This window comes from Flavobacterium tructae (genome assembly GCF_001853485.1).
Lineage (GTDB): Bacteria > Bacteroidota > Bacteroidia > Flavobacteriales > Flavobacteriaceae > Flavobacterium > Flavobacterium tructae.
In genome coordinates this window covers 36390-58567 of sequence record NZ_MIKE01000026.1, presented here as the reverse complement: position 1 = coordinate 58567, position 22178 = coordinate 36390, and the positions used below count along the sequence as shown (strand labels likewise).

At 33.3% G+C, this 22178-nt stretch carries 18 protein-coding genes; 2 read left to right on the top strand and 16 right to left on the bottom strand.

Features of this window, described 5'->3' with window-relative positions; genetic code table 11:
* Positions 1–3: 3 nt before the first annotated feature.
* From BHE19_RS17820 to BHE19_RS17770, 11 genes are all read right to left on the bottom strand, one after another.
* On the bottom strand, positions 4–639 hold the full coding sequence (locus BHE19_RS17820) for a hypothetical protein (protein WP_035628614.1): 636 nt from the start codon (positions 637–639) through the stop codon (positions 4–6).
* Positions 640–650: 11 nt separating this feature from the next.
* Positions 651–1265, bottom strand: coding sequence for a hypothetical protein (locus BHE19_RS17815; RefSeq protein ID WP_035628612.1), 615 nt, complete (start codon positions 1263–1265; stop codon positions 651–653).
* Positions 1266–1280: 15 nt separating this feature from the next.
* Positions 1281–1964, bottom strand: coding sequence for a conjugal transfer protein TraI (locus BHE19_RS17810; protein WP_070908221.1), 684 nt, complete (start codon positions 1962–1964; stop codon positions 1281–1283).
* 238 nt (positions 1965–2202) lie between these two features.
* Positions 2203–4038 carry a reverse transcriptase domain-containing protein gene (locus tag BHE19_RS17805; protein ID WP_262487650.1) on the bottom strand — a complete coding sequence of 612 codons (1836 nt, stop codon included), beginning with the start codon at positions 4036–4038 and terminating at the stop codon, positions 2203–2205.
* Positions 4039–4568: 530 nt separating this feature from the next.
* Positions 4569–6932: a TraG family conjugative transposon ATPase gene (locus tag BHE19_RS17800; protein WP_394332184.1), complete on the bottom strand. Its 2364-nt coding sequence runs from the start codon at positions 6930–6932 to the stop codon at positions 4569–4571.
* 32 nt (positions 6933–6964) lie between these two features.
* Complete coding sequence (locus tag BHE19_RS17795) at positions 6965–7279, bottom strand: DUF4133 domain-containing protein (RefSeq protein WP_070908220.1); 315 nt, start codon at positions 7277–7279, stop codon at positions 6965–6967.
* A gap of 12 nt (positions 7280–7291) precedes the next feature.
* Complete coding sequence (locus BHE19_RS17790) at positions 7292–7576, bottom strand: DUF4134 domain-containing protein (protein ID WP_223704658.1); 285 nt, start codon at positions 7574–7576, stop codon at positions 7292–7294.
* Positions 7577–7755: 179 nt separating this feature from the next.
* Positions 7756–8217, bottom strand: a complete 462-nt coding sequence (locus BHE19_RS17785; RefSeq protein WP_070908219.1) for a hypothetical protein — start codon at positions 8215–8217, stop codon at positions 7756–7758.
* 198 nt (positions 8218–8415) lie between these two features.
* Positions 8416–9507 carry a protein kinase family protein gene (locus BHE19_RS17780; protein WP_123923429.1) on the bottom strand — a complete coding sequence of 364 codons (1092 nt, stop codon included), beginning with the start codon at positions 9505–9507 and terminating at the stop codon, positions 8416–8418.
* A 158-nt stretch (positions 9508–9665) separates the two neighbouring features.
* Complete coding sequence (locus tag BHE19_RS17775; protein ID WP_070908217.1) at positions 9666–10535, bottom strand: helix-turn-helix domain-containing protein; 870 nt, start codon at positions 10533–10535, stop codon at positions 9666–9668.
* A 332-nt stretch (positions 10536–10867) separates the two neighbouring features.
* Complete coding sequence (locus BHE19_RS17770) at positions 10868–11476, bottom strand: hypothetical protein (RefSeq protein ID WP_035628599.1); 609 nt, start codon at positions 11474–11476, stop codon at positions 10868–10870.
* Positions 11477–11808: 332 nt separating this feature from the next.
* Between BHE19_RS17770 and BHE19_RS17765 the strand changes: the two genes are divergently transcribed.
* Entirely contained in the window at positions 11809–13482 is a 1674-nt protein-coding gene (locus BHE19_RS17765) for an AraC family transcriptional regulator (protein WP_035628597.1), read from the top strand.
* Between the two features lie 77 nt (positions 13483–13559).
* A complete protein-coding gene (locus tag BHE19_RS17760; protein ID WP_035628595.1) occupies positions 13560–13736 on the top strand; it encodes a histone H1 in 177 nt (58 codons plus the stop codon).
* A gap of 253 nt (positions 13737–13989) precedes the next feature.
* Here the strand turns inward: BHE19_RS17760 and BHE19_RS17755 are convergent, their stop codons facing one another.
* The 5 genes from BHE19_RS17755 to BHE19_RS17735 all read right to left on the bottom strand — a co-directional run bounded on the left by BHE19_RS17755 (position 13990) and on the right by BHE19_RS17735 (position 21912).
* Positions 13990–14880 carry a restriction endonuclease gene (locus tag BHE19_RS17755; protein WP_035628594.1) on the bottom strand — a complete coding sequence of 297 codons (891 nt, stop codon included), beginning with the start codon at positions 14878–14880 and terminating at the stop codon, positions 13990–13992.
* A 106-nt stretch (positions 14881–14986) separates the two neighbouring features.
* Positions 14987–15295, bottom strand: coding sequence for a hypothetical protein (locus BHE19_RS17750; protein ID WP_035628591.1), 309 nt, complete (start codon positions 15293–15295; stop codon positions 14987–14989).
* Positions 15295–18594 (bottom strand): DEAD/DEAH box helicase family protein, encoded by a 3300-nt coding sequence (locus BHE19_RS17745; protein WP_070908216.1) that lies wholly within the window; start codon positions 18592–18594, stop codon positions 15295–15297. Before BHE19_RS17745 ends, BHE19_RS17750 begins: the two co-directional genes overlap by 1 nt.
* Before the next feature lie 7 nt (positions 18595–18601).
* Positions 18602–19831, bottom strand: a complete 1230-nt coding sequence (locus tag BHE19_RS17740) for a restriction endonuclease subunit S (RefSeq protein ID WP_035627427.1) — start codon at positions 19829–19831, stop codon at positions 18602–18604.
* Positions 19828–21912 (bottom strand): HsdM family class I SAM-dependent methyltransferase, encoded by a 2085-nt coding sequence (locus BHE19_RS17735; protein ID WP_081912538.1) that lies wholly within the window; start codon positions 21910–21912, stop codon positions 19828–19830. Before BHE19_RS17735 ends, BHE19_RS17740 begins: the two co-directional genes overlap by 4 nt.
* Positions 21913–22178: the final 266 nt, after the last annotated feature.

Here is a 22178-nt window from a genome sequence, read left to right as displayed (position 1 = left end):
ATTCTACTCTTTAAATTCCTGAAAACTCTTTGAGACATAAACATCATTTTTCTCTTTTGATCTCTGAAGAGCCAGCACGTTCGATGTGGTATTAAAGTTTCTGAGAAAAAGCAGTTTATCCTGCATCTGCTCATAGATATCGTCAACTGCCTTTAGTCTTTCGTCGTCCGACATCATGAGCTTATCAGCTGTTATGACCATCGTAAGTTCATCGAGATTTCGCAGGCTCTGATTAAGCAGGTTTCCGTAAACTTTCTCAAAGTAATTTATTTCCTGTCCGCTGAAATTTCCGCTTTTTATAAATCGGTTCATTCCGTTGCGGCTTTCCTTGACTATTGAAATCTGATATTCTACTATCTCTGCTACCCTTTTGTAATTCTTTACCGCTGGACTTACCTGCATAAGTGCATCTAGAAAAGTTTTATGCAGGCTGAAGTTTCCTTCCGTCATATCTTTCACCGTTTTGTATCCACCTGAAAGCAGCTCATATCCCTTTTTCATATCACTGAGAATTTTCTTGAACTGGGATAGCTTTTCGATATTCAAAATCAGCTGCTGAATTTCTGCTGACTGCCCCATGGATTTAACTGGAATCATTAACAAAGTGATCAATATTGTCAAAATCAAAATCTTTTTCATAGTAGCTTAATTTATAATCCATATAATTCATCAACATTCTTAGAATCCTTTTTATCGGCAGATTTTGAAACCGACAGCAGTCTGGCATCCCTGCTGAAAGAAAGACAGAAATTATAATCCTCCAGCATAGTTCTGTGCAGAAGATCAATGCGCTCAAGCCTCTGGTCATCTTTTAGCTCTAGTTCTGCATCTGTGGTAATTACAAGCAGCTGGTCAAGAGTCTGGCTGCAGTTCTGAAGAAGTTTCGCAAAAGACCTCTCTATATAGTCCAGTTCATTACCATGAAACAAATCAGCAGTTTTAAGATCTGCCAAAGTCTTTCTACAGAGTTTCATTATTTTAAACTGCATGGAAATGATCTCAGCAGTTTTATAATAATTCCGAACCTTTGGATTGATTTTTAAAAGTGAGGTAAAATAATCACCGTGCAGGTTTAGCTCTCCTTTTCTGGCATCACCTATGAAATTAAGCCCCTTTGATACTGCCGAATATCCTTTCTTTGCATAGTCAATATAAACCTGAAGTGCCGCTATTTGAAGGATTAGTTCCTTCCTCTGCTTTGCCTGCCCGCTCATACTTTGATTAAAAACACAGAGCGCTACTAGTAGTACAGCTATCTTTTTCATGTTTTTTTTATTGAATTATGGAATTCCGTAAAATTGTTTCACTTGGTTTACATCTGCTTCTGTTTTGGCCCTCTGAAGACTCAGCAGTATGTTCTGCTGGTTAAACATTGTAAGGTCGTCGTAGTTCCCATCAATCTGATCAGCAGCCTTGTTGATGATTTCAAGACGTTTGAGATCACTCATCTGGGTGGCAAAAGAATCCAGAATCAAAAAAATCTGGTCGATATTCTTCACACTTTCCTCGAGTATTCCTGTATATACGCGCTCCATATACTGGATTTCGCTGTCTTTAAAATGGGTATCCTGCTTGAAAAGATTCCAAGCTCTTTCATATTCCTGAACAAGCTGTGTCTGCTTTTTGGTAATCTCTCTTATCCTCTGATAGTAGGTAATAATTGACTTTACTTTTGCGAGTTCTTCATAGTAGCCTTTGTAAAGATCTTTCTGTTTCTGAGTCCAGTCCGAGATCTCATCGAGCTTCAATTTGGAAAGTACATTTTCCACCTGCTTCTGTGCATTCTGAAGCCAGATAGTTTTATTCTGTAGCCGCTGGATTCTCAGGTCAATGGCTTTAATCACCTTTTTCGTAACAGCTTTTACAATTTCCAGTATCGGCAATACCGCAACTTTTTCCGCAGGTCTTGCCGAGGTGCCCACTAGCAGCAGGCAGACCATCAAGACTATTAATTTCTTTTTCATTATTCCTTTTCATTTAATTCCATTTCTCATATCCTGAGCCATTGCGGCTATTCCTTTCTTTATGTCCCCGCCAAACTTCTTCGCATAGGCATTCATTTTCACTTTCTCGCTTTCCTCTGTTGTATAAGCGTAGGATAAGAACCCGGCGCCTTGCTATATTAACTATAGCAGGTTTCCAAGAACTCTCCCCCGAACCGTACGTACCTGTTTCCAGGTATACGGCTCTCCATCAATTTATTCAGTCTAACTTTCCTGCGTGTATCTTATCGTGGCATTTTGAACAGACTGCCAAAGTTTTTCTTTTCCTTGCAATCATTCTTTTCATCCAATCTTCTTTACCTTTTAGGTCTTTCAACTTTCTTATATGGTGCATTTCCAATTTGTCATTTGCACCGCATAATTCGCATTTTTCGTTTTGCAGTCTTGCTATAAGGCTGTTTCTTCCACCTGTAATGGTAACTGTCATGGGTAAATTATCCACGTAAACTCCACGAGCAATTTTTTGGCGTTTGAAACCTTCATTGTAAAAGCGTCTATAGATTATGTAGCCTTTCCTGTTTTTATAAGGAATAGAGAACACCCCATTTATACACTTTTTTGTCTTTTCCTTACTTACCGAAGTTTGATATTTCAGTGCATAGGTTTTGTACATACTGTACTCCATGATGTAAGAAAATGACTGAACATATGAACTATTGTTAGCGATTGCGTAGTAATTGTAAAAGCCTCGGATTTCAGAGTTTACCTGACTGATGATCTCTAAATCATCTAAGTCTTTCATGTAATAACGGGAGCGTGGTTCCCAAACTTCTGTGCCTTTCTGTGTAACTAATTTTACCGCATTATAGCTCAGTAGTTTTTTCTTCATCACTTCTGCTGTTACATAGAGTACAATCTTGTCTCCGAAGCATCTGACTGTTCTACCGTGTTTATCCCTCTTTGTTTCATTGGATTTACGCACGTAAACATCAAAGCCTAAGAATTTGGCTGGTTTCTTAGCATTGGTTATCAAGGTTTTTTCATCCGAGAGTTCAAGTTTCAGTTTTTCAATAAGAAAGTTCTTAATGTCATCCTTAATCCTTTTACAATCTTGTTTACTACCTATGACCCCGATAAGAAAGTCATCCGCATATCTTACATACTTCAACTTTCTGTAACTGCTATCCATCTTATTATAGGCTGGATATTTGTTTCTTTCTTGTCGTAGTTCCTTAATGTCTGCAATCATTTTGGCTCTAACAGTTTCATCTGTCTCGCATTCCAGTTTCTTTGCCAAGCGGTATCGTCTCTGTTCGTATAGTCTGTACTGGCGTGTTGCCGTCGTTCTTTCCCCTTTATCAAATTCTTTGATATACTCCTTGACATATTTATCAAGTTTATCAAGGTAGATGTTGGCAAGGATTGGACTTATAATTCCCCCTTGCGGTGTACCACTGAATGTTTTGTGATACATCCAGTCTTCGATATACCCTGCATTTAGGAACTTCCTAATTAAACGGATAAACCTGTCATCATTGATACGTTCTTTAAGGATTCCAATCAACACTTCGTGATTGATATTATCAAAGAAGCCTTTTATATCTCCTTCAATGAACCATCGCACAGCTGTAAATGATTGCTGAACACTTATTAATGCCGTATGGCAACTTCTCTGTGGTCTAAAACCATGTGAAGTATGTTCAAAATAGCCCTCATATATAGCTTCCAGAATCATTCTGATAACTTCTTGTACTAGTTTATCATCGAAAGAGGGAATTCCAAGCGGACGTTTCTTACCGTTTTTCTTCGGTATATAAATCCTTTTGGATGGGTTTGGCTGATAGCTTTCATTTTTGATCGATTCAATCAGCCTTTCAATGCGGGATATACTCATTCCATCGATGGTTTTTCCATCGATACCTTTTGTCATATTACCTACTTTGCTGTAGATTTTTTGATAAGCAGTATAGTACATCTCTTCATTGAACAGAACTTTGTACAGCCTTTCGAATTTATAGCTCGAATCTCCGCTGTGCTTTATTAGACTGTTCAATACTATTTCTGGATTTCTCATAATGTCTCTCACATTTTCCATTAACCGTATTAAACTAAATTGACTGCCTCCCTTCGCCATGTACAAGGCTTTCCCTTGCTCAGACTACTACGGAGGCTCCGTTACCTTATCGAATATTCAGGAGCTTTTCTCCATAGCCACATCAGTGGCATTTCGACTTAGGTAATCCCCATTTAGACATATAGCAACTATTGGCTTATTAGATTCTCGGATGCGATGTTCGCCTTTTTCTGCTTATTGCAGCTACGCTGTGGTTTGTTTATGCTATAACTACTACCTAACATTAGTATAGTACCACAGTATGACGTTTATAACTATTTTCCGTCATAGCCCAAGAACCGACCGTTCAGACTATCGTTCAATCAATCCAGACTTCATCCTTATATCTAACTTTTCAACTTGCCACTCAGTCGCAACTTAATAGTTAGTTGACTTGTGGCTTTTCTGACATGCTACACTCCCCGTCGGGTTTCCCGTTCGGATAAGTCAGCTGTTGATGGGCGTTATAAACACTTGCCCAGTGGTTGCCAAACCACATTTGCTATATGTCCTTATGGGCGCACTAAGTATTCCTCCAGTGAAACTTCGGTTCTATAGACCTTTGAAAGCATCCCTCCCAGAGAGATAAACACTTCTTTGTATTTCCTGGCTGGATCATTGGCTTTATTTACAGAAAGTACAAGTGCCTTTTCTTTGTCTGTAAGTCCCAAAAGCTCCTGAATCTGGTCAAACTTATTCTGATATTTGCTCTGGTCCAGAAGGATCTTGCAGTCGCTGTTGTTGATAATTGCCTGTTTTACCACGGGCGAAGAAATAATATCCTCCACTTCCTGGGTTACCACTATCGCTTCCCCGAAGAATTTACGCACTGTTTTAAAAAGATACTTTATGTAATCTGCAAAACCCTCCTTCATTAGTGCTTTCCATGCCTCCTCAATGAGTATCATTTTTCGGATGCCTTTTAATTTCCGCATCTTGTTAATAAACACTTCCATAATTATGATGGTCACAACAGGAAAAAGAATCGGATGATCTTTGATATTATCCAGCTCGAAGACAATAAACCTTTCTTTTAGAAGATCCAGATTTTCTGTCGCGTTCAGTAGATAATCAAACTCGCCTCCCTTGTAATAAGGCCTGAGCACATAGAGAAAGTTATTCACATCAAAGTCCTTCTCCTTTACTTTATCGCCTTCCAAAATTGAGATAAAATCCTCTTTCAGGAAATCATAGAAGCTGTTGAAACAGGGAAATATCTCCGCATTAATATCCAATTTCTCGTAATACAGCTGCAGGGCATTTGAGAGTGCTACATACTCGCTCCGGTTAAAGGTTTCGTCGTCTTTTTTCCATAGTGCAAGCAGAAGCGTTTTAATGCTCTCTTTTTTCTCCGTATCCAGACTGTCTCCTTCTGAAATATAAAATGGGTTAAAACGGATAGGATTCTTTTCATCGTAAGTAAAATAATACCCGTTTACCATATCGCAGAGCCCTTTATAGCTGTGTCCAACATCCACCAGCACAATATGGGTTCCCTGCTCGTAATAGCTTCTCACCATATGATTGGTAAAAAAGGACTTGCCGCTACCCGAAGGTCCCAATATAAACTTATTGCGATTGGTGCAGATTCCCATCTTAACAGGCTCATCGCTGATATCAACATGAACTGGTTTTCCTGTCAGCCTGTCTCCCAGCCTGATACCGCAGGGACTCAGCGAAGATTTATATCCCGTTTCCATATTCAGAAAGCATACGGCCTGTTCCGTAAAGGTGTCGAAGGTGTCATTCATGGGAAAGTCCGCTGCATTTCCTGCCATTCCAGCCCAATAGATCTGAGGAGCTCCGACAGTTTCCTGCTTTGCTGCCGCATCCATCTGGGCAAGAGCTGATGACACTTTATTTTTAATCTCTTTCAAGTCTTCTTTATCCGTGCTCCAGGCCAGTACATTGAAATGGGCTTTAACCGGAAGCCTCTGCTGTGATACTGCCTCGTTCAAGAAATCATTCGTCGCATCCCTGGCAATCATATTCTCCCGGCTGTAGGCAGAGAGTGACTGCAGTCTGAGTCGCTTGCTTTCCAGCTTTTGGATGGTTTTCTGTGAATCCTCAATGAAGATATACTGATTGTAAATATGATTACAGGATAAGAGCTGGCCGAGGGTTGACGCAAAACCAATACTGAATTTGGTCTTATCGGTTGAATAGCGGTCAAAATTGATTCTCGATCCGCATAATCCAGGAAGATCAGCTGCATCACCAAGAGTAAAGAGCTGACAGTGTTTATCCCCTACCGCTAATCCCTCATCAAACCTTATATCCTTAAATACGAATGAATTTTCACGCTCTGACAAAAAACAATACTTTTCCACCAGCCCTATTCTTCTGCTCTCGCTTCTAAGCGATTCATTTTGCAGACGCTCCAGCTTTATAAATCCGCTGTCTTCCATAATCCTTTTAAACTGCCCGCAGGTATCTGCAAAATCCTGCAGAAGCTGCGGTTTTAAGGTTTCCTCGGGTACTATGGAACTTCTAAGCAGATTAGAAAACAATGAGGTTGCATTTCTTCTTCCCGCCGGTTTCTTGGTCAGCATGATATAGCAGGAATGATCCAGAAATGGTCTCTCGTTAAAGAAACGCTCGCTGCTTCTGGTCAGAAAACTGCTGTCTTCACTTAAAAAATCAGCTCTATAAGCACTTTCTAAAAACCAGTCCTGTTTATGAAAAACACAAAACTTCGGCAGCACCTTTAACGCCTTTATCCATGACTGGTGGAAAGCTTCATACTCCTGGTCTGACAGCGTAAAAATTTCAGGCAGTTCTGCCTTAAAAACTATAGTTACATCGCCCTGTTTTGATAAAATACAATCATGCTCCACTGCCATAACTGGCAGCTGCTCTTCCATCCTCTTCTCCATCCTTTCTCCATTATATAATTAACGCTCTATGGCTATAACTTAATAAAAACCTCTCTGCTGTAAACTTTAATCCACTTTGGAATCTGTTTTTTAGCTAGGGCCTTCATCATGCCGTATTCTCCGTAGGTATTACTCATTCTGTATATTTTAAAAACAAGAAAACCTCCCGCCGTTCCAACAAAACCAATGCATATCAAGGAAGGAATTCCAATTATATACAGGACAGCAAACAGAATCATAAGACCGACAACACCTCCGCCCAAATACCAGATGTACTGCGCTTTAAGTCCCTTAAATTGTATACTCTGATTGATTCCTTTATTGATCGAATAAACGCTGTTACTCATTTTTTCTATCGTTTAAACCCCGAAAAAGGATTTAATTACAGTAGCTACTACCACCAGAAACACACAGCTTCCAAACCAGGCTGCTGCGACTTTTCCGGTATCAGGATCTCCGGCATTCCATTTCTGGTAGACCTTTACTGCCCCTATCAGCCCGAGGATAGCTCCTACTGCATACATTAACTCAGTGCCGGCATCGAAGTAACTTCTCACTTTCTGGTTGGCTTCATTAATTCCCGCCACACCATCCTGGCTGTAAATAACATTACTAACCAGAATCATCAGGAGCGACGATCCCATAGCTCTAAATCGTCTAAAAAGACTTTTTAATTTCCATCTGCATTTTTTCATCACAAATCATTTTTAAAGTTATTCTTTAATAAAAAGAAGAGGAATACCCCCGTTGCTGCTCTATTTTTCCTGTCACATAAAGCCATACCGCACCAGAGAGAACGGGGAATATTCCTCCTCTGAATTTTTTAAAATACTGATCCTTCCCAGAGACTGTCTGCTTCGCTGAGTGTTAAAAGCAGATTGGGATGCTTTTGAGATTCAAAGACCATTTGTTGGTTAATGTTTTCTCTGAGGGAGGAAATTTTGACATAAGGATATTCATCCAGAAGCATTCGCAGGTAGTTTTGAAACTGCTCTTTTGTTAGTCTCTTTTCTGCACTTTCTTTAACTGCTTCTTTAATACGCTGCGATAGATTTTCCGCATCTTCCAGGGTATCAAAAGATTTCGGAAATGAATCGGATATCGATTTTATATCCTGTAAATTTTTAGAAGTTTTTTTTAGAAATGGTATTTGCAGTTTTTTTTCACCTGATAAGATTTTTTTAAAATCACTTCTGTGAAATTTCAGTAAGATTATTAGGTACCAGAAAATTATAGCAATACCAGCCGCGGTCAGATAACTGCCCCATGAAATATTTGTAAACATAGCTCCTCATTTTATCGTTCAACATTTTATCCTCCTCTATGAAAATCACCATCCGTTAAATTTTGATGGTATTTATTCTACAGGTCAAAGGAACTATAAGAATAAATTTTCTACAAGTACAACTTTTCTGTACCCTTTTTGTACCCTTTCAAAATGCCCGAATTTAAAGGGTTGTCAGATTACAAATGACAATAAAATCTAGTACGTTTTTATCTTGCGGATTATTTTTTCAAGACTTTCAATCGCAATTTCCTTATCACGATCTTCTGCATTATATGACTTGCTTCTCACTGACTGGTAAGAAAGATTTCTCTTTACTGGAGTAGAAAGGTAAGGTACTATACTTTTAAATATGTAATTCATAGACTTGGCCTTAATAATTCTCGCCTCATCTGTCGCCCTTAAAATAAGTCCGATCTGATCTCCTGAAAGTATACATTCAAGTTTTGAATCTACTTTCTCTACAAATTCACTTCCGACAGAAGCATCAATCTGTTCCTGCATTAGAATTGCAGCCTTTTTTTCAGCAAATCTGATTTCGCTGGAGAACCAGTATTCCAAAAATGAAATAAGATTCTGTTGAGATGGATTAAAGGTTAATTTTAAATCTGCGTTTATTTTAGACAGTTTCTTGCAGAAGTATAGCAGCTTTTCAATTCTTTCAGATAAATTCTCAAAACCTTCTAAATACCTGCCTATTCTAGTTACCAGTCTATCGGTATATTCTCTGGAATTAAAATTCATTCTTATAAGCACAAGATCCAGATTTGAAAAACCTTCTGATTTCGTAACTGGATAATTTAATTTTTCAAGTTCGATGATTATCTCTCGATAATACAAAATCTGGCGATAGGTATACTTACTATTTCTGCTGTTATGAAGTGGCGCAGCAAGAAGATTGACAACATATTCCAATTCGAGATCATTCTCCCCGGTATTTTCTTTTTTTTTAATCAGATTCTTTAAAATCGCAAGTGTTTCTTTTTTCCAAATCGAAAAATAGCTGAAGGACACCCTTTGGTCCAAACTTATAAAGGACGAATACCTGATTTCTACAAATGACAGCAAATCGTCCAGGGAACTAACAATCAGGTCAAATATTCTAAAAAATTCAGGAGAATTGAATTTTTCGATCTTTCTTATTTCTACTACCCTGTCTATTAAAAAAACCAATGAAGAATGATATTTTCTTATAAGTAGTCTAATCTGCCTTTTACTTTTCAGCTCGAAAAAAGAATCTTTAATATGAATTTTAATTTTTTTTGATTCAGATACTATTGTTTTACTCAAATTCTCCAATTCATATTCCGATACTTTTACAGAAGAATTATCAGCATCAAATGAATTTATAATCAACGAATCAAACCATTCCAAAGGATACATTTTAATCATCGTCTTATCGTTTTAATTAAACAATCTCTGGCAGAATAAGGAGCTATCTTGGCAGCTTACTTTTTATTAGAACGAAATTCGGTTGGCAGCATACCGGTATGTCTTTTAAAAAATACGCCAAAGTTTTCAGCGCTGCTGAATTCTAATTCATCGGCTATATTAGCCACGGAATAGCTTGAGTCCGTAAGAAGATTTTTTGAAACATTGACAAGAGCTTCAATTATAAATGCTTTAGCTGTTTTACCTGTGCTTTCTTTTACCATCTTATTCAAATGTCCTGGAGTGATAAATAAAGCTCCTGCATAAAACTGAACATGATGCTGTTTTCTCAAATGTATTGATAATAGAGTCAGGAATTGTATTACAATGCTCTCTCTTCTTGAAAAGTCAAGATTTAAGTCGGGTTTATATTTCGAATGTATGAACTTGAGTTCATATATAAATAAATTAAAGCATATCCGGCGAAGCTTAGTAATTACTTCCGGTTTGTCATTGCTGTTCTGCAATACATACATTATTTTATAAATAAGTGACAAAACTTTAAAATCCGTTTCCTGAAGACTAATCTTTCGATCTGATTTTAACATTAGAAAACTAAAAGCATCCGAAAGCTCTTTCTCATAACAATTATTAAATGCAAAATCAAAATTTGTCCTTATAAGATATAGCTGGATATTATCCGTGGCTTCAAGCCTGGTGCAAATGGAATTAAATGGGATTACCAATAAATCTTTCCGATTAACTATATTAGTTTCGTCATGAAATCTGATATTCATTTTACCACTTTTGATTAAAAGCACTGAAAAATTTGAAACGGAAAATGGTACCGGTACAATATTTTTTGCCCTATAGTCTGTAATGTATACTACATCAATACCATCATTTTCAATGCTTTTAATCTCAGTATTTAAGATTTCTCTAATCATTTTTGCTCTTTTAGTTTAGATCTGCTTTTAGATATCATCCTTGAAAAAATATTCCATCCATGTAAAAAACTGGAAATATAAATTAGACAAACAACAGACGTATAAGATATACGCCGTTAATCTCGGACTCTCAATTATATTGTCCTGGTAAAGTACGTACTGAACCAGCTGATCAGCAGCAAAAAGCTTCATTATAAAATAAAGGCTGCAAAGATTAAAAAGGAACAATAAAATGTAAAACAAAGCTCTCTTTTTCATAAATCAGATAGATTAGAAAATTATTAATCAACTATATAAGTAGGAAGTGATTCAACTTCAATTACGACAATATATCATAAATATTTGGTACTCTTACTGGTGGTGGATGTCTCCCAATCTCTGTCCTTTCTGTCCTTTTCACTAAATAAAATTGCTTCCGAAATTGAGGAAATAGATAAAATGGATTCCTTTTCTCCTGTTAGAAGTGTGGAATCTTGTCGTTTTGAAATCTCGTATTGAATTATAAAATCATCCACAATATGGTACTGCTGGCCGCGAAGATTTCCGAGATTAACGATATACCCCTTCACATCAAGTTTCAATGATGATCCGAGTGTGCTTTCATCAACAATTATAAGTAATGTTGAGACAGGATCCTCAGTAGAAGAAATTGTATCTAAATCAGAAGTGCTTTTCTCAAAAGTATTTAGTTCATTTCTCCCAGGTTGGGCTTTTAATACTGAAATGATCTTTTCTTCTAATTGGGCAGGAACTAGAAGTACGTAATCTCCCGCCCGAACTTCCTTAAAATTTTCCTCCAAAGCAGACCCGTTTTTAAAATCTGCAGTTTTCTCTTTGCTGATTGCTTGGCTGGAAACCAATCTTAAATCAGAATTGTCAAAATCGTCATTTGAACATGAACCTAAAAAAATAATTAAACCAGTTAATAGTAAATTTTTCATAATGCAAAATGGTTTGGTTTATTGAGAACTTGTCTCAGTCCATTTTACCCGGGCCAGCAGAACTTTTGCTCAGTACTTTACTGAATCTTTTGCTGTTGAATTCAAGGCAAATCTAAATTGCAAAAAATCATAAATCAAGTGCATGTATGTGGATTTTCGGAAAATCCACTGTCGATTTCCATGAAATCAATAATGTATTTTTCTTACATTAAATATTGAAATTCAAATAATTACATTATTTTTGAAAGTTACTCTATAGCGACTTCTACATTTTTTTTTATTAATCTGATTTATGCTTTCATAAGAGCATAAACTCAAAATTTCTATGTATTATGAAATGTAATTTATCGGTACTGCTGCTTCTATTTCTAATTAAATCTTTAACTGCCCAGAATACTCCGAACAGAATTCCTGATTCCCTTATTTTTAAAAGTTATGGATATCTGGATGATAAAATTTATCAATACAAAAATGACAGTCTGAAAGCATCTCCATATTTATATGCCTATTTAAGAAAAGCCCGAAGGGAAAAGAATCATGAAGAGTTAGTTAATGCATATCAAAATATGCTGCATCAGTCACCTATGACTCTCCGTTTAAAATACGCAGACAGCATGGTGCAGACAGCTGTAAAGTCAAGAAGTCCTGAACTGATTGGATCTGCTCAGCTATCCAAAGGAATAGTCTATTACAGCCAGAAAAACTATGTAAAAGCCTATGATTATTATATTAAAGCAAATGAAAGCATTTCCAAAACCGAAAATGATTACCTAATCTACAAAACCAAATATCATATTGCTCAGATTAAATATTATCTCGGCTTCTATGATGAGGCTATTTCTCTTTTTAATGACTGCATTGAATATTTTAAAAAAAATCAGCCCCGCCCCTATTTAAATTCACTGCATTCACTTAGTGTTTGTTACAATAAGATTGGAGATTACAGGAAATGCTCTGAAACTAATGCATTTGGAATTAAAGAATGTGAACGGCTTAATATACCAGAAATGGAATTATTTTTTAAGCACTCCGAAGGAATCAACCAGTTCTTTCTAAATAATTATCATACTTCGATTCAATTGCTTCAGGAAGTCATGCCGCAGTTAAATAGCATGACAGAATTTGCAAATGAATCAATCGCCAATTTTTACATTGGAAAAAACTACTGGAAACTACAGCGTCAGGCAAAAGCAGTTCCTTACTTTAAAAAGGTGGAAAAAGTATTTATTGAGAAAGGTTACATTCGTCCGGATTTAAGAGAAGTTTTTGAATTAATGATTAAATATTACAAGAAAGAAAATAACCTGAAATCCCAGTTGTATTATATAGACCAGCTTTTAAAAGCAGATTCTATATTAACAGATACCAATAAGTACCTAATGGGCAAAATTCACAAGGAATATGACACGAAGGAAATTCTGCTGGAAAAAGAAAAAATACAGCAGCAGCTTGTAAGAGAAAAATATTATGATGTTATTTTGATCAGTGTGGTTGTCGTTCTATTCTCCGCTGTCATTTATGGGACCTATAACCATTTTGAAACTAAAAAGCGCAATAAGATCAAATTTGATCTGCTTCTGAAAAAAAATGAACAGAGCAGCTTACAAAAACAGGCAACCGATAAATTCGAAATAACCGATATTTCGCAGGAGACTGTACAGCAGATAATAAAACACCTTGAAAAATTTGAAAGGGATAAAAAATTCCTGCACAAAGAGGCAACACTAACCACTTTAACTGTACGGTTTAATACAAACAGCAAATACCTTTCAAAAGTGATATACCATCGCAGCGGCAAGCGTTTTGCTGATTATATCAATGACTTAAAAATTGATTATCTGGTAGAACTGCTCCAAAACTCAAGCATGCATAGAAATTACTCCATCGGCTCCCTTGCTGAGGAAGCCGGTTTTACTTCCACTCCCCGATTCACCAATGCATTCCAATCTAAAACAGGAATTTCGGTCAGTTATTTCCTTAAGGAATTGAAAAAAGAGAATTCGTGAAAATATTTTTATAATAATACCGTTTTCATTTAAGGCAAAATTTTACTTTTGCCCACTTAATTTAAAAAAATTGTATAATGAAAGACCTTGTTGCAAAAATCAACGCTGAAATCGAAACATTTAAAACTGAATCTGAAGCTTTAGCTGAAAAAGGAGTTAAAGCTGCCGGAGCTAGAGCAAGAAAATCATCTTTGGAAATTGAGAAACTTTTAAAAGAGTTTAGAAAAGTCTCTATTGAGGAATCTAAAAAATAAATTCATCCTTACCTTTACTTAATTAGCCTTTCAGAATCCTGGAAGGCTTTTTTTATTTTTCAAGTCAGTGTAAAATTGTAAACAAAACTTTTTATTAAGAGCTATAGCAAACGTTTAAACAATTCCATCGAAATAAATTTTAAAAATATTCTTTAAACTATTCTTATTTATAGGACTTTCTTTAATTTTGGAGGCACCAATTTAAAAATGGATTAAGAGTAAAAATTATTTGTATCTTATTATGATTTAGATACTATGAGTTTACTTTTTCTTTATCTAAATATGGCTCAAAGAATTTTAAGTCAACTTCAAAAACAACTTTTGGAATTAAGCCTAATTGAACTTTCTCAAATAAATCAATTAATTTAGATGCATCAATTAATTCAATTGGCGGTGCTCCATCTCGTGATGCTTCGCGCTTTGCATCTTCGGAAAAAGTACCAGTTGTCAATATTATACCCTTTTCGGCACGACCTATCATTGCATTTCTAAAATCTCCAACTTGAGCCCGTGAAACAGTTCCTTTATATCTTTTGCATTGGAACAATACTTTAATGCTTACAAAAGGGTTTAACTCCAAGGTACCGTATCCATCAATTCCACCATCATGTGAGCCACCAGTAACCTCTACATTTTCAAAACCATGCTCACGTAATAAACGCTTGCAAATATTTTCAAATCCTTTAGGTGATAGCCCTTGCAAAACTTCCAGCAAATTTGGTTTAAGAGTATGCTCAATATTTTCCGGCTCATCTTCCTCTTGTTCTTTTAGTATTTCGTTCTTTGATTTTGCTTTTCTTGCTTTTTGATTTATTTCAACCCATTTCAAGAAAATTTCACGGCCTTGTTTTTCTGTTAAATAAGTTTCATTACCTTTTGGTGTTAAAGTCCAAATACCTTTACTCGATGCATCAAGGAAACCTTCCCAAACTAAATACTGCCTTGCCCATGCTACTTGATTGTAAAATCTAGGAATTCCAGTCTTGGTAGTTTCTTCTAAAGTTTTGTCCGAAATATTTAAATTTTTTGCAATAGTATTTGTAACTTCTTTAGGCCTGCCTGAGCCCCCTAATTGACGCAATGCTTCTAATAATGGCCCCATCCATTTAGGAAAGGTTGACTGTTTGTTTTTATTTTCTGTCATATCTATTCACAAAGAATTTAAAGTTAAATATTTATACCTATAAAAACAATTAAAAGTACTAGACCTGATGCTAAAAAAACAATCATCATTACATTAAAATATTTTGTTAAAGAATTAAAACTCTGAGAAAATCTATCCTTTTTTTATTAATATTTTCAATTTTATAATTGATTGCTTTCAAGGATGTATAATGCGAAATTACATTAATCAAAATAACTAATCCAAAGCTTATCCAAGATAATAATAACAATTCTTTATTAGTTGCTTTTGAAAGAACTACAATGTCTTTTATAAAAGCTAATGATAATCCTAAAGCTCCCGAAGCTACAAAAAGCAATTGTTTGTCAAACTGAGTTGAACTTTCAAAATATACTTTATTAAGTAAATCTAAGTATTCTTTATCTTCTTCTTTCATTATTTCTTAGGAGGCGTAGGTCTACTTGGTAATTCTAACCCATTATTTATAACTGATCTTTCAAAATCATCACACATTTGATTTAGGATATCTTTTGTTTCTCTTTTGAAAAATTCTCCTAAATCTTTATTCATTATAGTATATTTTCTATAAAGTTTGTTAAAATCAGTATATATTTCATCTTGAGAAAATGCTGAACCTTCATCTTTGATTTTGGCAATTAATCTTTTTCCCATTTCATCTCCTTTAATGAAATTAAAAAAAGTATCTATTTTGTTTTCAAAATCTTCGATTAATTCTGCAATAGCTTCTTCCTCTTGATTGCGTTTTTCAATAACTTTTAGAATATTGTATTTATATTTATTATCTGAACCAGTTGGAACTCCTGTAACTTTGTTTTTCTCTTTTACTTTATAATCTTGTGGAGCTACAATACCAATTTTATTATCAAAGTATATTTCTACATCATCAATATCATCTTGGTCTTTATTTATTTGCCCATAAATAATACTAAATTTTCTCCAAAATTGTAAAAATAATTCTTCATTATATTTCTTATCAATTTCAATTACAAATTCAATTAGGTTTAAAATTTTAAAATAATCGTTGATAATTTTTTTTAACTTTTTAGCTTCTTTACTAGTAGATGTTATAAATTTTGTAAAATTATTATCTATTGCTAGAATAATATTTATATCATCATTGGTAGTATTGTATTCTTGAAAAGCCTTAAAATGTGTTTTGAATAAATCCTGGTCTTTTAATTCTTTAAGATAAATATCTAATTTTTCTTCATCACCTAATGGATCAAAGTCTGAAACAACAACATTACTATAATGTTCAAAAGCTTGTTTTATGTTCTTAACATTTACATTTTTATATGAAAAATCAATAATCTTACAATCATTTTTATATTTAGTAGTTCTATTAACTCTTGATATAGTTTGGATTGCATTTATACCTCTTATTTCTTTATCTAAAAAAAGTGTGTGTAATTTAGGCTCATCAAATCCTGTTTGGAGTTTATCAACTACAATAATTAATCCGTTTTTAGCTAATTTAAAGTTCTGTAAAACTTGTTTTTCATTTATACCATGATTAACACTATTACTGCTTGGTTGGTCTTGACTGTCAGAATAAACTATATAAATTGGAGCTTCTTTAAATCTTTCGTGTTTTTTTTGTTCTACTAATTCTTTATAGTGTTTATCAATTAATCGTTTGTATCTGATTGCATTTGGAATTGAGGAAACTGCTAACATAGCTTTTGCCGTACCTCTAATATTATGATAAACAGTTGAGACTAATCTTTCTGAAATAAATTTTGAAATAGCTTCGATTCTTTCTTTATTGGAATAGATTTTCTTTTTACGAATTGCGTACTTTTTACCCTCTTCATCTATACCAGTATCTGTATCGTCTGGTATTTCTTCGTATCCAGAATCACCTTCAAAACCTTCTAACTCATTATCTGGTATTCCAAATTGCATTTTTGATGAAACTGGAACAATACCTCTAATAGGATTTAAAATAAAACCATCTTCGATGGCTTCTTTCATAGTGTAACTATCAAAAGGAATCCAAAATTTTTCTGCTTCCGCATATTTATTATACTCTCCAAAACGAGCTAAAGTAATATCGCTAGGCGTAGCTGTGAAACCTATTATTAAATTCTTTTTATGAATCGTATTTGTGTAAACTTTACTGTTATCAAAACCGCTTTGCAATTCATCGAAAACACTTATCATTTCTTCGTTTTGTGATCCACTATTACTTCTGTGAATTTCATCAATTAAGAAAGCAACTCTTAATGTAGATAACTTCGAAGTTACTTCATTATCAAGTATTTCTTTTATTGCACCAAACTTTTGAATATTTACAACAATTACTCTTTTATCACTACTTAATGCAGTCATAAAACTTTTCTTGTCTGAAGCTTCCAAAAACATTCCTTTTTGAATGTTCATATTGTGTAACATACTGTCTAATTGGTCTCGCAGTTGCAACCTATCGACAACTAACATTACTTTATCGTAGATGTAATTACCATCTTTACGTAAGTCTTTTAATTGTAATGCTGTCCAACCTATAATATTACTTTTACCAAAACCTGCTGCATATTGCAACAATAAAGAATATACATTTTTGTTGTTTTGATATTTTTGCCTTTTTGCAATTAGTTCTTTTATTTGGGTTTCTCCAATACCCTTTGCTTTTAATTCTTTTTCTAGTTTATTGATGAAATAATCAGGTTCGTTTTCGTGTTCTAAAAACTCATTGATTTTTGCAATAACCTTATCTGCACCAAATTTTTGTTTAGGTCTTGGGCTGATTAATCTACCATCATTGTGCTTGTATTCTTTTACTTTACTACCTTCTTTTTTAATTAATTCACGCTCAATAAAATTATAATAGAGTATTTCTTTTTCTATCATTTTTTTATCGTACAAGGCTTTGAAAACCTCTTCAAATTTTAGGTTTTTATCAGCATCTTTATTTATTAGCGGATATGGTTTAAAATCTCTAAAAACTTTTTTCTCGTATTCGTCAAAATCATATTCATCTGAAACAACTGTATTTTTTATTTCATCAAAATGATTAGAAATATTTCTGATAATATAGGTTTCATTAATATCTGTAGAAGTAATATGAATTGCTTTTTCAAATATTTTTAAAAAGTCTTTTCTAATGGTTTGAGATAAATCATTTCCATCAGCAATTTTTAAATATTCTTGTACTGCGGTTTGATAATCCATTGCAACTTTCTTTCTGCCGTTCTTTTTAGCATTTTGATTGTTCCAATTGCTTTTTAATTCGCTATAGCCTAAAAATATACCATTAAGAAAAAATGATAAATCTGGGCGAAAAGAAAAGTATTGTTTGCCTTGATACTTAAAAGTATAAGGTAACTCCTGAACGATAGAGAATATGTTTTCATCGAACAATTTATCTTCGTGAGCTTCACTACCACTAGGATAGAATAAATGAAATTTCAAACCTTCAAAAGTAACTGATTTGTTAGAATTGATAAACAAAGCCATATTCATAGATGATTTTACTTTTTCATCTAAAAAAAGGCTGAAAGCTTCTATTAGTTCTTTTTCACTAGTAAACTTTTTAGAAAGTTTTTTATAGTTGTCTTTGTTTAAAGAAGTTTCAGAAAGAAATTGTTTTAAATCTTCGTTTATAAAAAAATGACTTGAAACTGTATTTGCCTTAGCTTCTTTGTATTGTAAACCATCTGGACGTTCACAAAAAAAGTTTACTAAATATTTGTCTTGTAAATCTAATTCATTCATCTTAGTCCTATGTTACTTTTATTTTACCTGTAACCACATCATTAATTAATGTTTTACGAAGCTCTTTTAATTTTATAATTTGAGTATTTATATTTTCTACAATTTTATCAGTAGTTTTTATTTTCGTGTCTAAATACTTGGCAATTTCTGTTTGTTCATTTAAAGGTGGAAAAGCAATATTAATAACTGCCATTTCATTATTCATAATTTTTGCACCGTTGGTATCAATTCGTTTATTGTGAGTTGCACTCTCTTGCAAAGCATAAACAACATAGTCTAAATCTAAATTTTTTCTTTTGGGTATTAAAGTACCACAGACATTTGTACAATTAAATTTGCCACTACGTCTGAATACTGTTCCAGCATTTGCACCATCTGTTGTCCAAGTTAATAAATCATTATCAAAGTCATAAGTTTCAATATAACCTAAACAACCATTATTTTCAGTTTGAGAAGAATATACAGGATATTTACCTTCTTCAACTAGTAACTCTTGACCAATTACACGACCTCTACCAATATTAAATAAATCTTTAATTCGTTCTATTTTCCAATGTTGAGGAATATCATTAATATAGTTTATATCGCTGTTTTTGAATTTTACATTTTTATCTAATCCTTTGCAAACTGCTTCATTAATTATGCTTTTTCTATACTCCTTGTAGTAGTTGGCTTTTTGAATTAAAAGATTTATTTTTTTATCAATTGCCTGGGTTTTGCTGTCGAGGTAATTTGCTATTTCAATTTGTTCTTTTAACTGAGGTATTGCAATGTTTAGATTTAAAATTTTTGTTGGATTAGTTCGTGGCATTTTAACACCATCCGTCATTGAATTAATTTTAAAAATAAATTTAGTTGACAAAAATCTATAAAAGAAATATTTTGAATGACTAAACTTTCCATTAAAAATAGAGCGCAGAACAACAACTTCACCACTAACACCACCATTAAAATCTGGTAAATATATTTTGCCTAAATAGGGCCGAAGTTTATTAATCAATATATCACCTGAATTAAACAAATTTGTTGTTTCGTTATTATCATTTGAAACTCTTTGTATTAGTTTGCCTGTAAATTGCTCTATATTTTCCAATGGTATGTAGCAATTTTCTGATAATTTATTACCATTTAGTGATATTTGCTTAAACACATCTTTTATTCTTTTTACTTCCCATTTTGAAGGAATTTCACCTAACCAATCAATTTCTGAAGGTTTATATTTTTCATACTTTATCATATTGATAATTCTTTTTCAAGGTTAGCTAAATCAATTTCAAGTTGTTTTAAATCGGCTGTTATTTTAATTATATCTCTTAATTTTTCTGGAATGTAAAACACTTTATTAAAATTGATTTCTACACCAATTGTATTATCTAAATACTCAAAAGGTTTGGTAATGTATTTAGCCATAAAAGTTACAATTTGCTTTTGATTTTCCTGTTCATTAGGATTAAAAGGAATTATTTCATAATCTTTTTGAAGATCTTTCGTTATTTCAGCAGTAACCAATATATGTTCTTCTTTAGTCGAAGTTTTTTTCTTGTAAGTAGATTTAATAACTATTTTACCATTACCTAAAAAGCTTAGTTTTTGGTTTTTATCTTTTACTACAATAGTGGCTTTATTATTATCATAATGAAATGAATTGCCTTGTTTATCAATTAATACGAATGCATCATCTTTATAATCAAAATCGTTTACAAACGACTTAAAATAACCCTCATAGAAATTGGCTAAACTAGAATAGTTTTTATTTTCAAACTTAGTGATTACCATTTCATTAATTGCTTTTATACCATTTTCTTTAAAGCTGTCTAAAATAGCAATTGTTTTAGGTTCTATTTTTATGCTTTTATCTTCTTTAAAATCGCCGTTTCTATCTGCTTTATTAGGCATTTCAACAGATTTACCTTCATCATCTACATTGGTAAGTATAATAGATTGTTTGTTAAAGTAAAAGTGCCATTTATCAAATATTTTGCAATATTCGTTGTCTTTAAATTCAGTAAAAGTCTTTATAATTTCAATTCTATTTTCTTCGCTCATTTGCTTTCTCTTTTTACCTTTACTTTTCTTTAAAGGCACAAACAGATTGGCTGCATTGATAAGCATTACTTTATCTTTTCTCTCTGTGGGTTTGTTTTTGTTGAATATCCACAAATAAGTATAAATACCTGTATTGAAAAATTCGTCAGTAGGCATTTGAACAATTGCTTCAACCCAATCGTTATCTAGAAAATATTTTCTAATGGCACTTTCACCACTGCCTGCATCACCGCTAAATAATGTTGAACCATTATGGACCACGACTGCTAAACCATCATCAGCCAATTGATATAATATGTGTTGTGTAAATAAAAATTGACCATCAGAAATTGAAGGCAAGGCAACAAATCTTTCTGTAGTATCATTTACAATGTCTTTTTGATATCCTTTCCAATCGACACCGTAAGGAGGATTTGCAACAATAATATCAAATTTCTTTTCTATAAACTTAATTTCTGTTAGTGTATTACCATGTTCTATTTGAGAACCAACTCTAAATCTACTTTCGATTTTTGCTAAAGCGTATAGACTATCGTTCCAATCTTCACCGTATGTAGCTGTTGGTCTTTTAAAGTTTTCTTTGATTTTATCTTCTACTCCAAATAAAAGGTTTCCTCCACCACACGTTGGATCATATATTGTTAGAAATTTTTCATTGTCTTCAATTTTAGAAGCAATAATATCTGTTATCAATGAAATAATATCGTCAGGTGTATATTGCTCTCCTGCTGTTTCTGCTGAAATATCAGCCCATTTTCTTTTGATGTGTTCTTCTAAAGTAGTTATTTCAGAATTATTAAAAGGTGTTAAATCAATTTCACTCCAAGTTTGCACCGTTTCAAATAATATTCGTTTCTTTTTTAATAATCCACTAATACCAGATATATCCAAAAACTTTTCTTCTTCAGTTCCTTTATCAACTCCTAACAAATATTTAGTTTCAGCATCAAAAGCTTTTAAGTATGCGTGGAAATCTACATCAAAAGTTTTGTCATTTTTACAAATGTCTTTTAATGTTTTGTTTTTACGAATTACGAAATCATTATATCCTAATCCTTCTAATTGAAACATATCAATAAAATCCTCAATATCAATATCTCCGATATCTTCTTTCAATCTTTTTGCTTCTCTTACTAATCTACTCTCTACCATTAAAAGAGCAAAGAAAGGCATCATGTATTTTGGGAAGTCACTTTGTTTTATTCCAGAGGCTATAAGTAAATCGGCAGTTTTCCAAACGTCTTTTTCGTATTGTAATATATTTATGCTCATTTTGTGTTTTAATGTTAGAATTGGTAAATATAGATAATTCTAATGCTTATTCTCCCCAGAAATTATTGATAAAATTGCTTTTTTTTAAAACTAAATAGGCTTCTAGTTTATATTTGTGAAAGAAGTGTATGAGCAAATTAAAAAAAAATTAATTAAGAAAAAATAAAAGTAAAAAGTAAATTCTGATACACAAATAAATAGAGTGTTATTACATTTCTATTAAATAAAAAAGATGCTTACGCATCTTTTTTATTTAATCTCCTACT

Coding starts and splice junctions, on each gene's coding strand:
- BHE19_RS17820 (WP_035628614.1), bottom strand. CDS start 639: ATGAAAAAGATTTTGATTTTGACAATATTGATCACTTTGTTAATGATT.
- BHE19_RS17815 (WP_035628612.1), bottom strand. CDS start 1,265: ATGAAAAAGATAGCTGTACTACTAGTAGCGCTCTGTGTTTTTAATCAA.
- BHE19_RS17810 (WP_070908221.1), bottom strand. CDS start 1,964: ATGAAAAAGAAATTAATAGTCTTGATGGTCTGCCTGCTGCTAGTGGGC.
- BHE19_RS17805 (WP_262487650.1), bottom strand. CDS start 4,038: ATGGAAAATGTGAGAGACATTATGAGAAATCCAGAAATAGTATTGAAC.
- BHE19_RS17800 (WP_394332184.1), bottom strand. CDS start 6,932: ATGGAGAAGAGGATGGAAGAGCAGCTGCCAGTTATGGCAGTGGAGCAT.
- BHE19_RS17795 (WP_070908220.1), bottom strand. CDS start 7,279: ATGAGTAACAGCGTTTATTCGATCAATAAAGGAATCAATCAGAGTATA.
- BHE19_RS17790 (WP_223704658.1), bottom strand. CDS start 7,576: ATGGGATCGTCGCTCCTGATGATTCTGGTTAGTAATGTTATTTACAGC.
- BHE19_RS17785 (WP_070908219.1), bottom strand. CDS start 8,217: ATGTTTACAAATATTTCATGGGGCAGTTATCTGACCGCGGCTGGTATT.
- BHE19_RS17775 (WP_070908217.1), bottom strand. CDS start 10,535: ATGATTAGAGAAATCTTAAATACTGAGATTAAAAGCATTGAAAATGAT.
- BHE19_RS17770 (WP_035628599.1), bottom strand. CDS start 11,476: ATGAAAAATTTACTATTAACTGGTTTAATTATTTTTTTAGGTTCATGT.
- BHE19_RS17765 (WP_035628597.1), top strand. CDS start 11,809: ATGAAATGTAATTTATCGGTACTGCTGCTTCTATTTCTAATTAAATCT.
- BHE19_RS17760 (WP_035628595.1), top strand. CDS start 13,560: ATGAAAGACCTTGTTGCAAAAATCAACGCTGAAATCGAAACATTTAAA.
- BHE19_RS17755 (WP_035628594.1), bottom strand. CDS start 14,880: ATGACAGAAAATAAAAACAAACAGTCAACCTTTCCTAAATGGATGGGG.
- BHE19_RS17750 (WP_035628591.1), bottom strand. CDS start 15,295: ATGAAAGAAGAAGATAAAGAATACTTAGATTTACTTAATAAAGTATAT.
- BHE19_RS17745 (WP_070908216.1), bottom strand. CDS start 18,594: ATGAATGAATTAGATTTACAAGACAAATATTTAGTAAACTTTTTTTGT.
- BHE19_RS17740 (WP_035627427.1), bottom strand. CDS start 19,831: ATGATAAAGTATGAAAAATATAAACCTTCAGAAATTGATTGGTTAGGT.
- BHE19_RS17735 (WP_081912538.1), bottom strand. CDS start 21,912: ATGAGCATAAATATATTACAATACGAAAAAGACGTTTGGAAAACTGCC.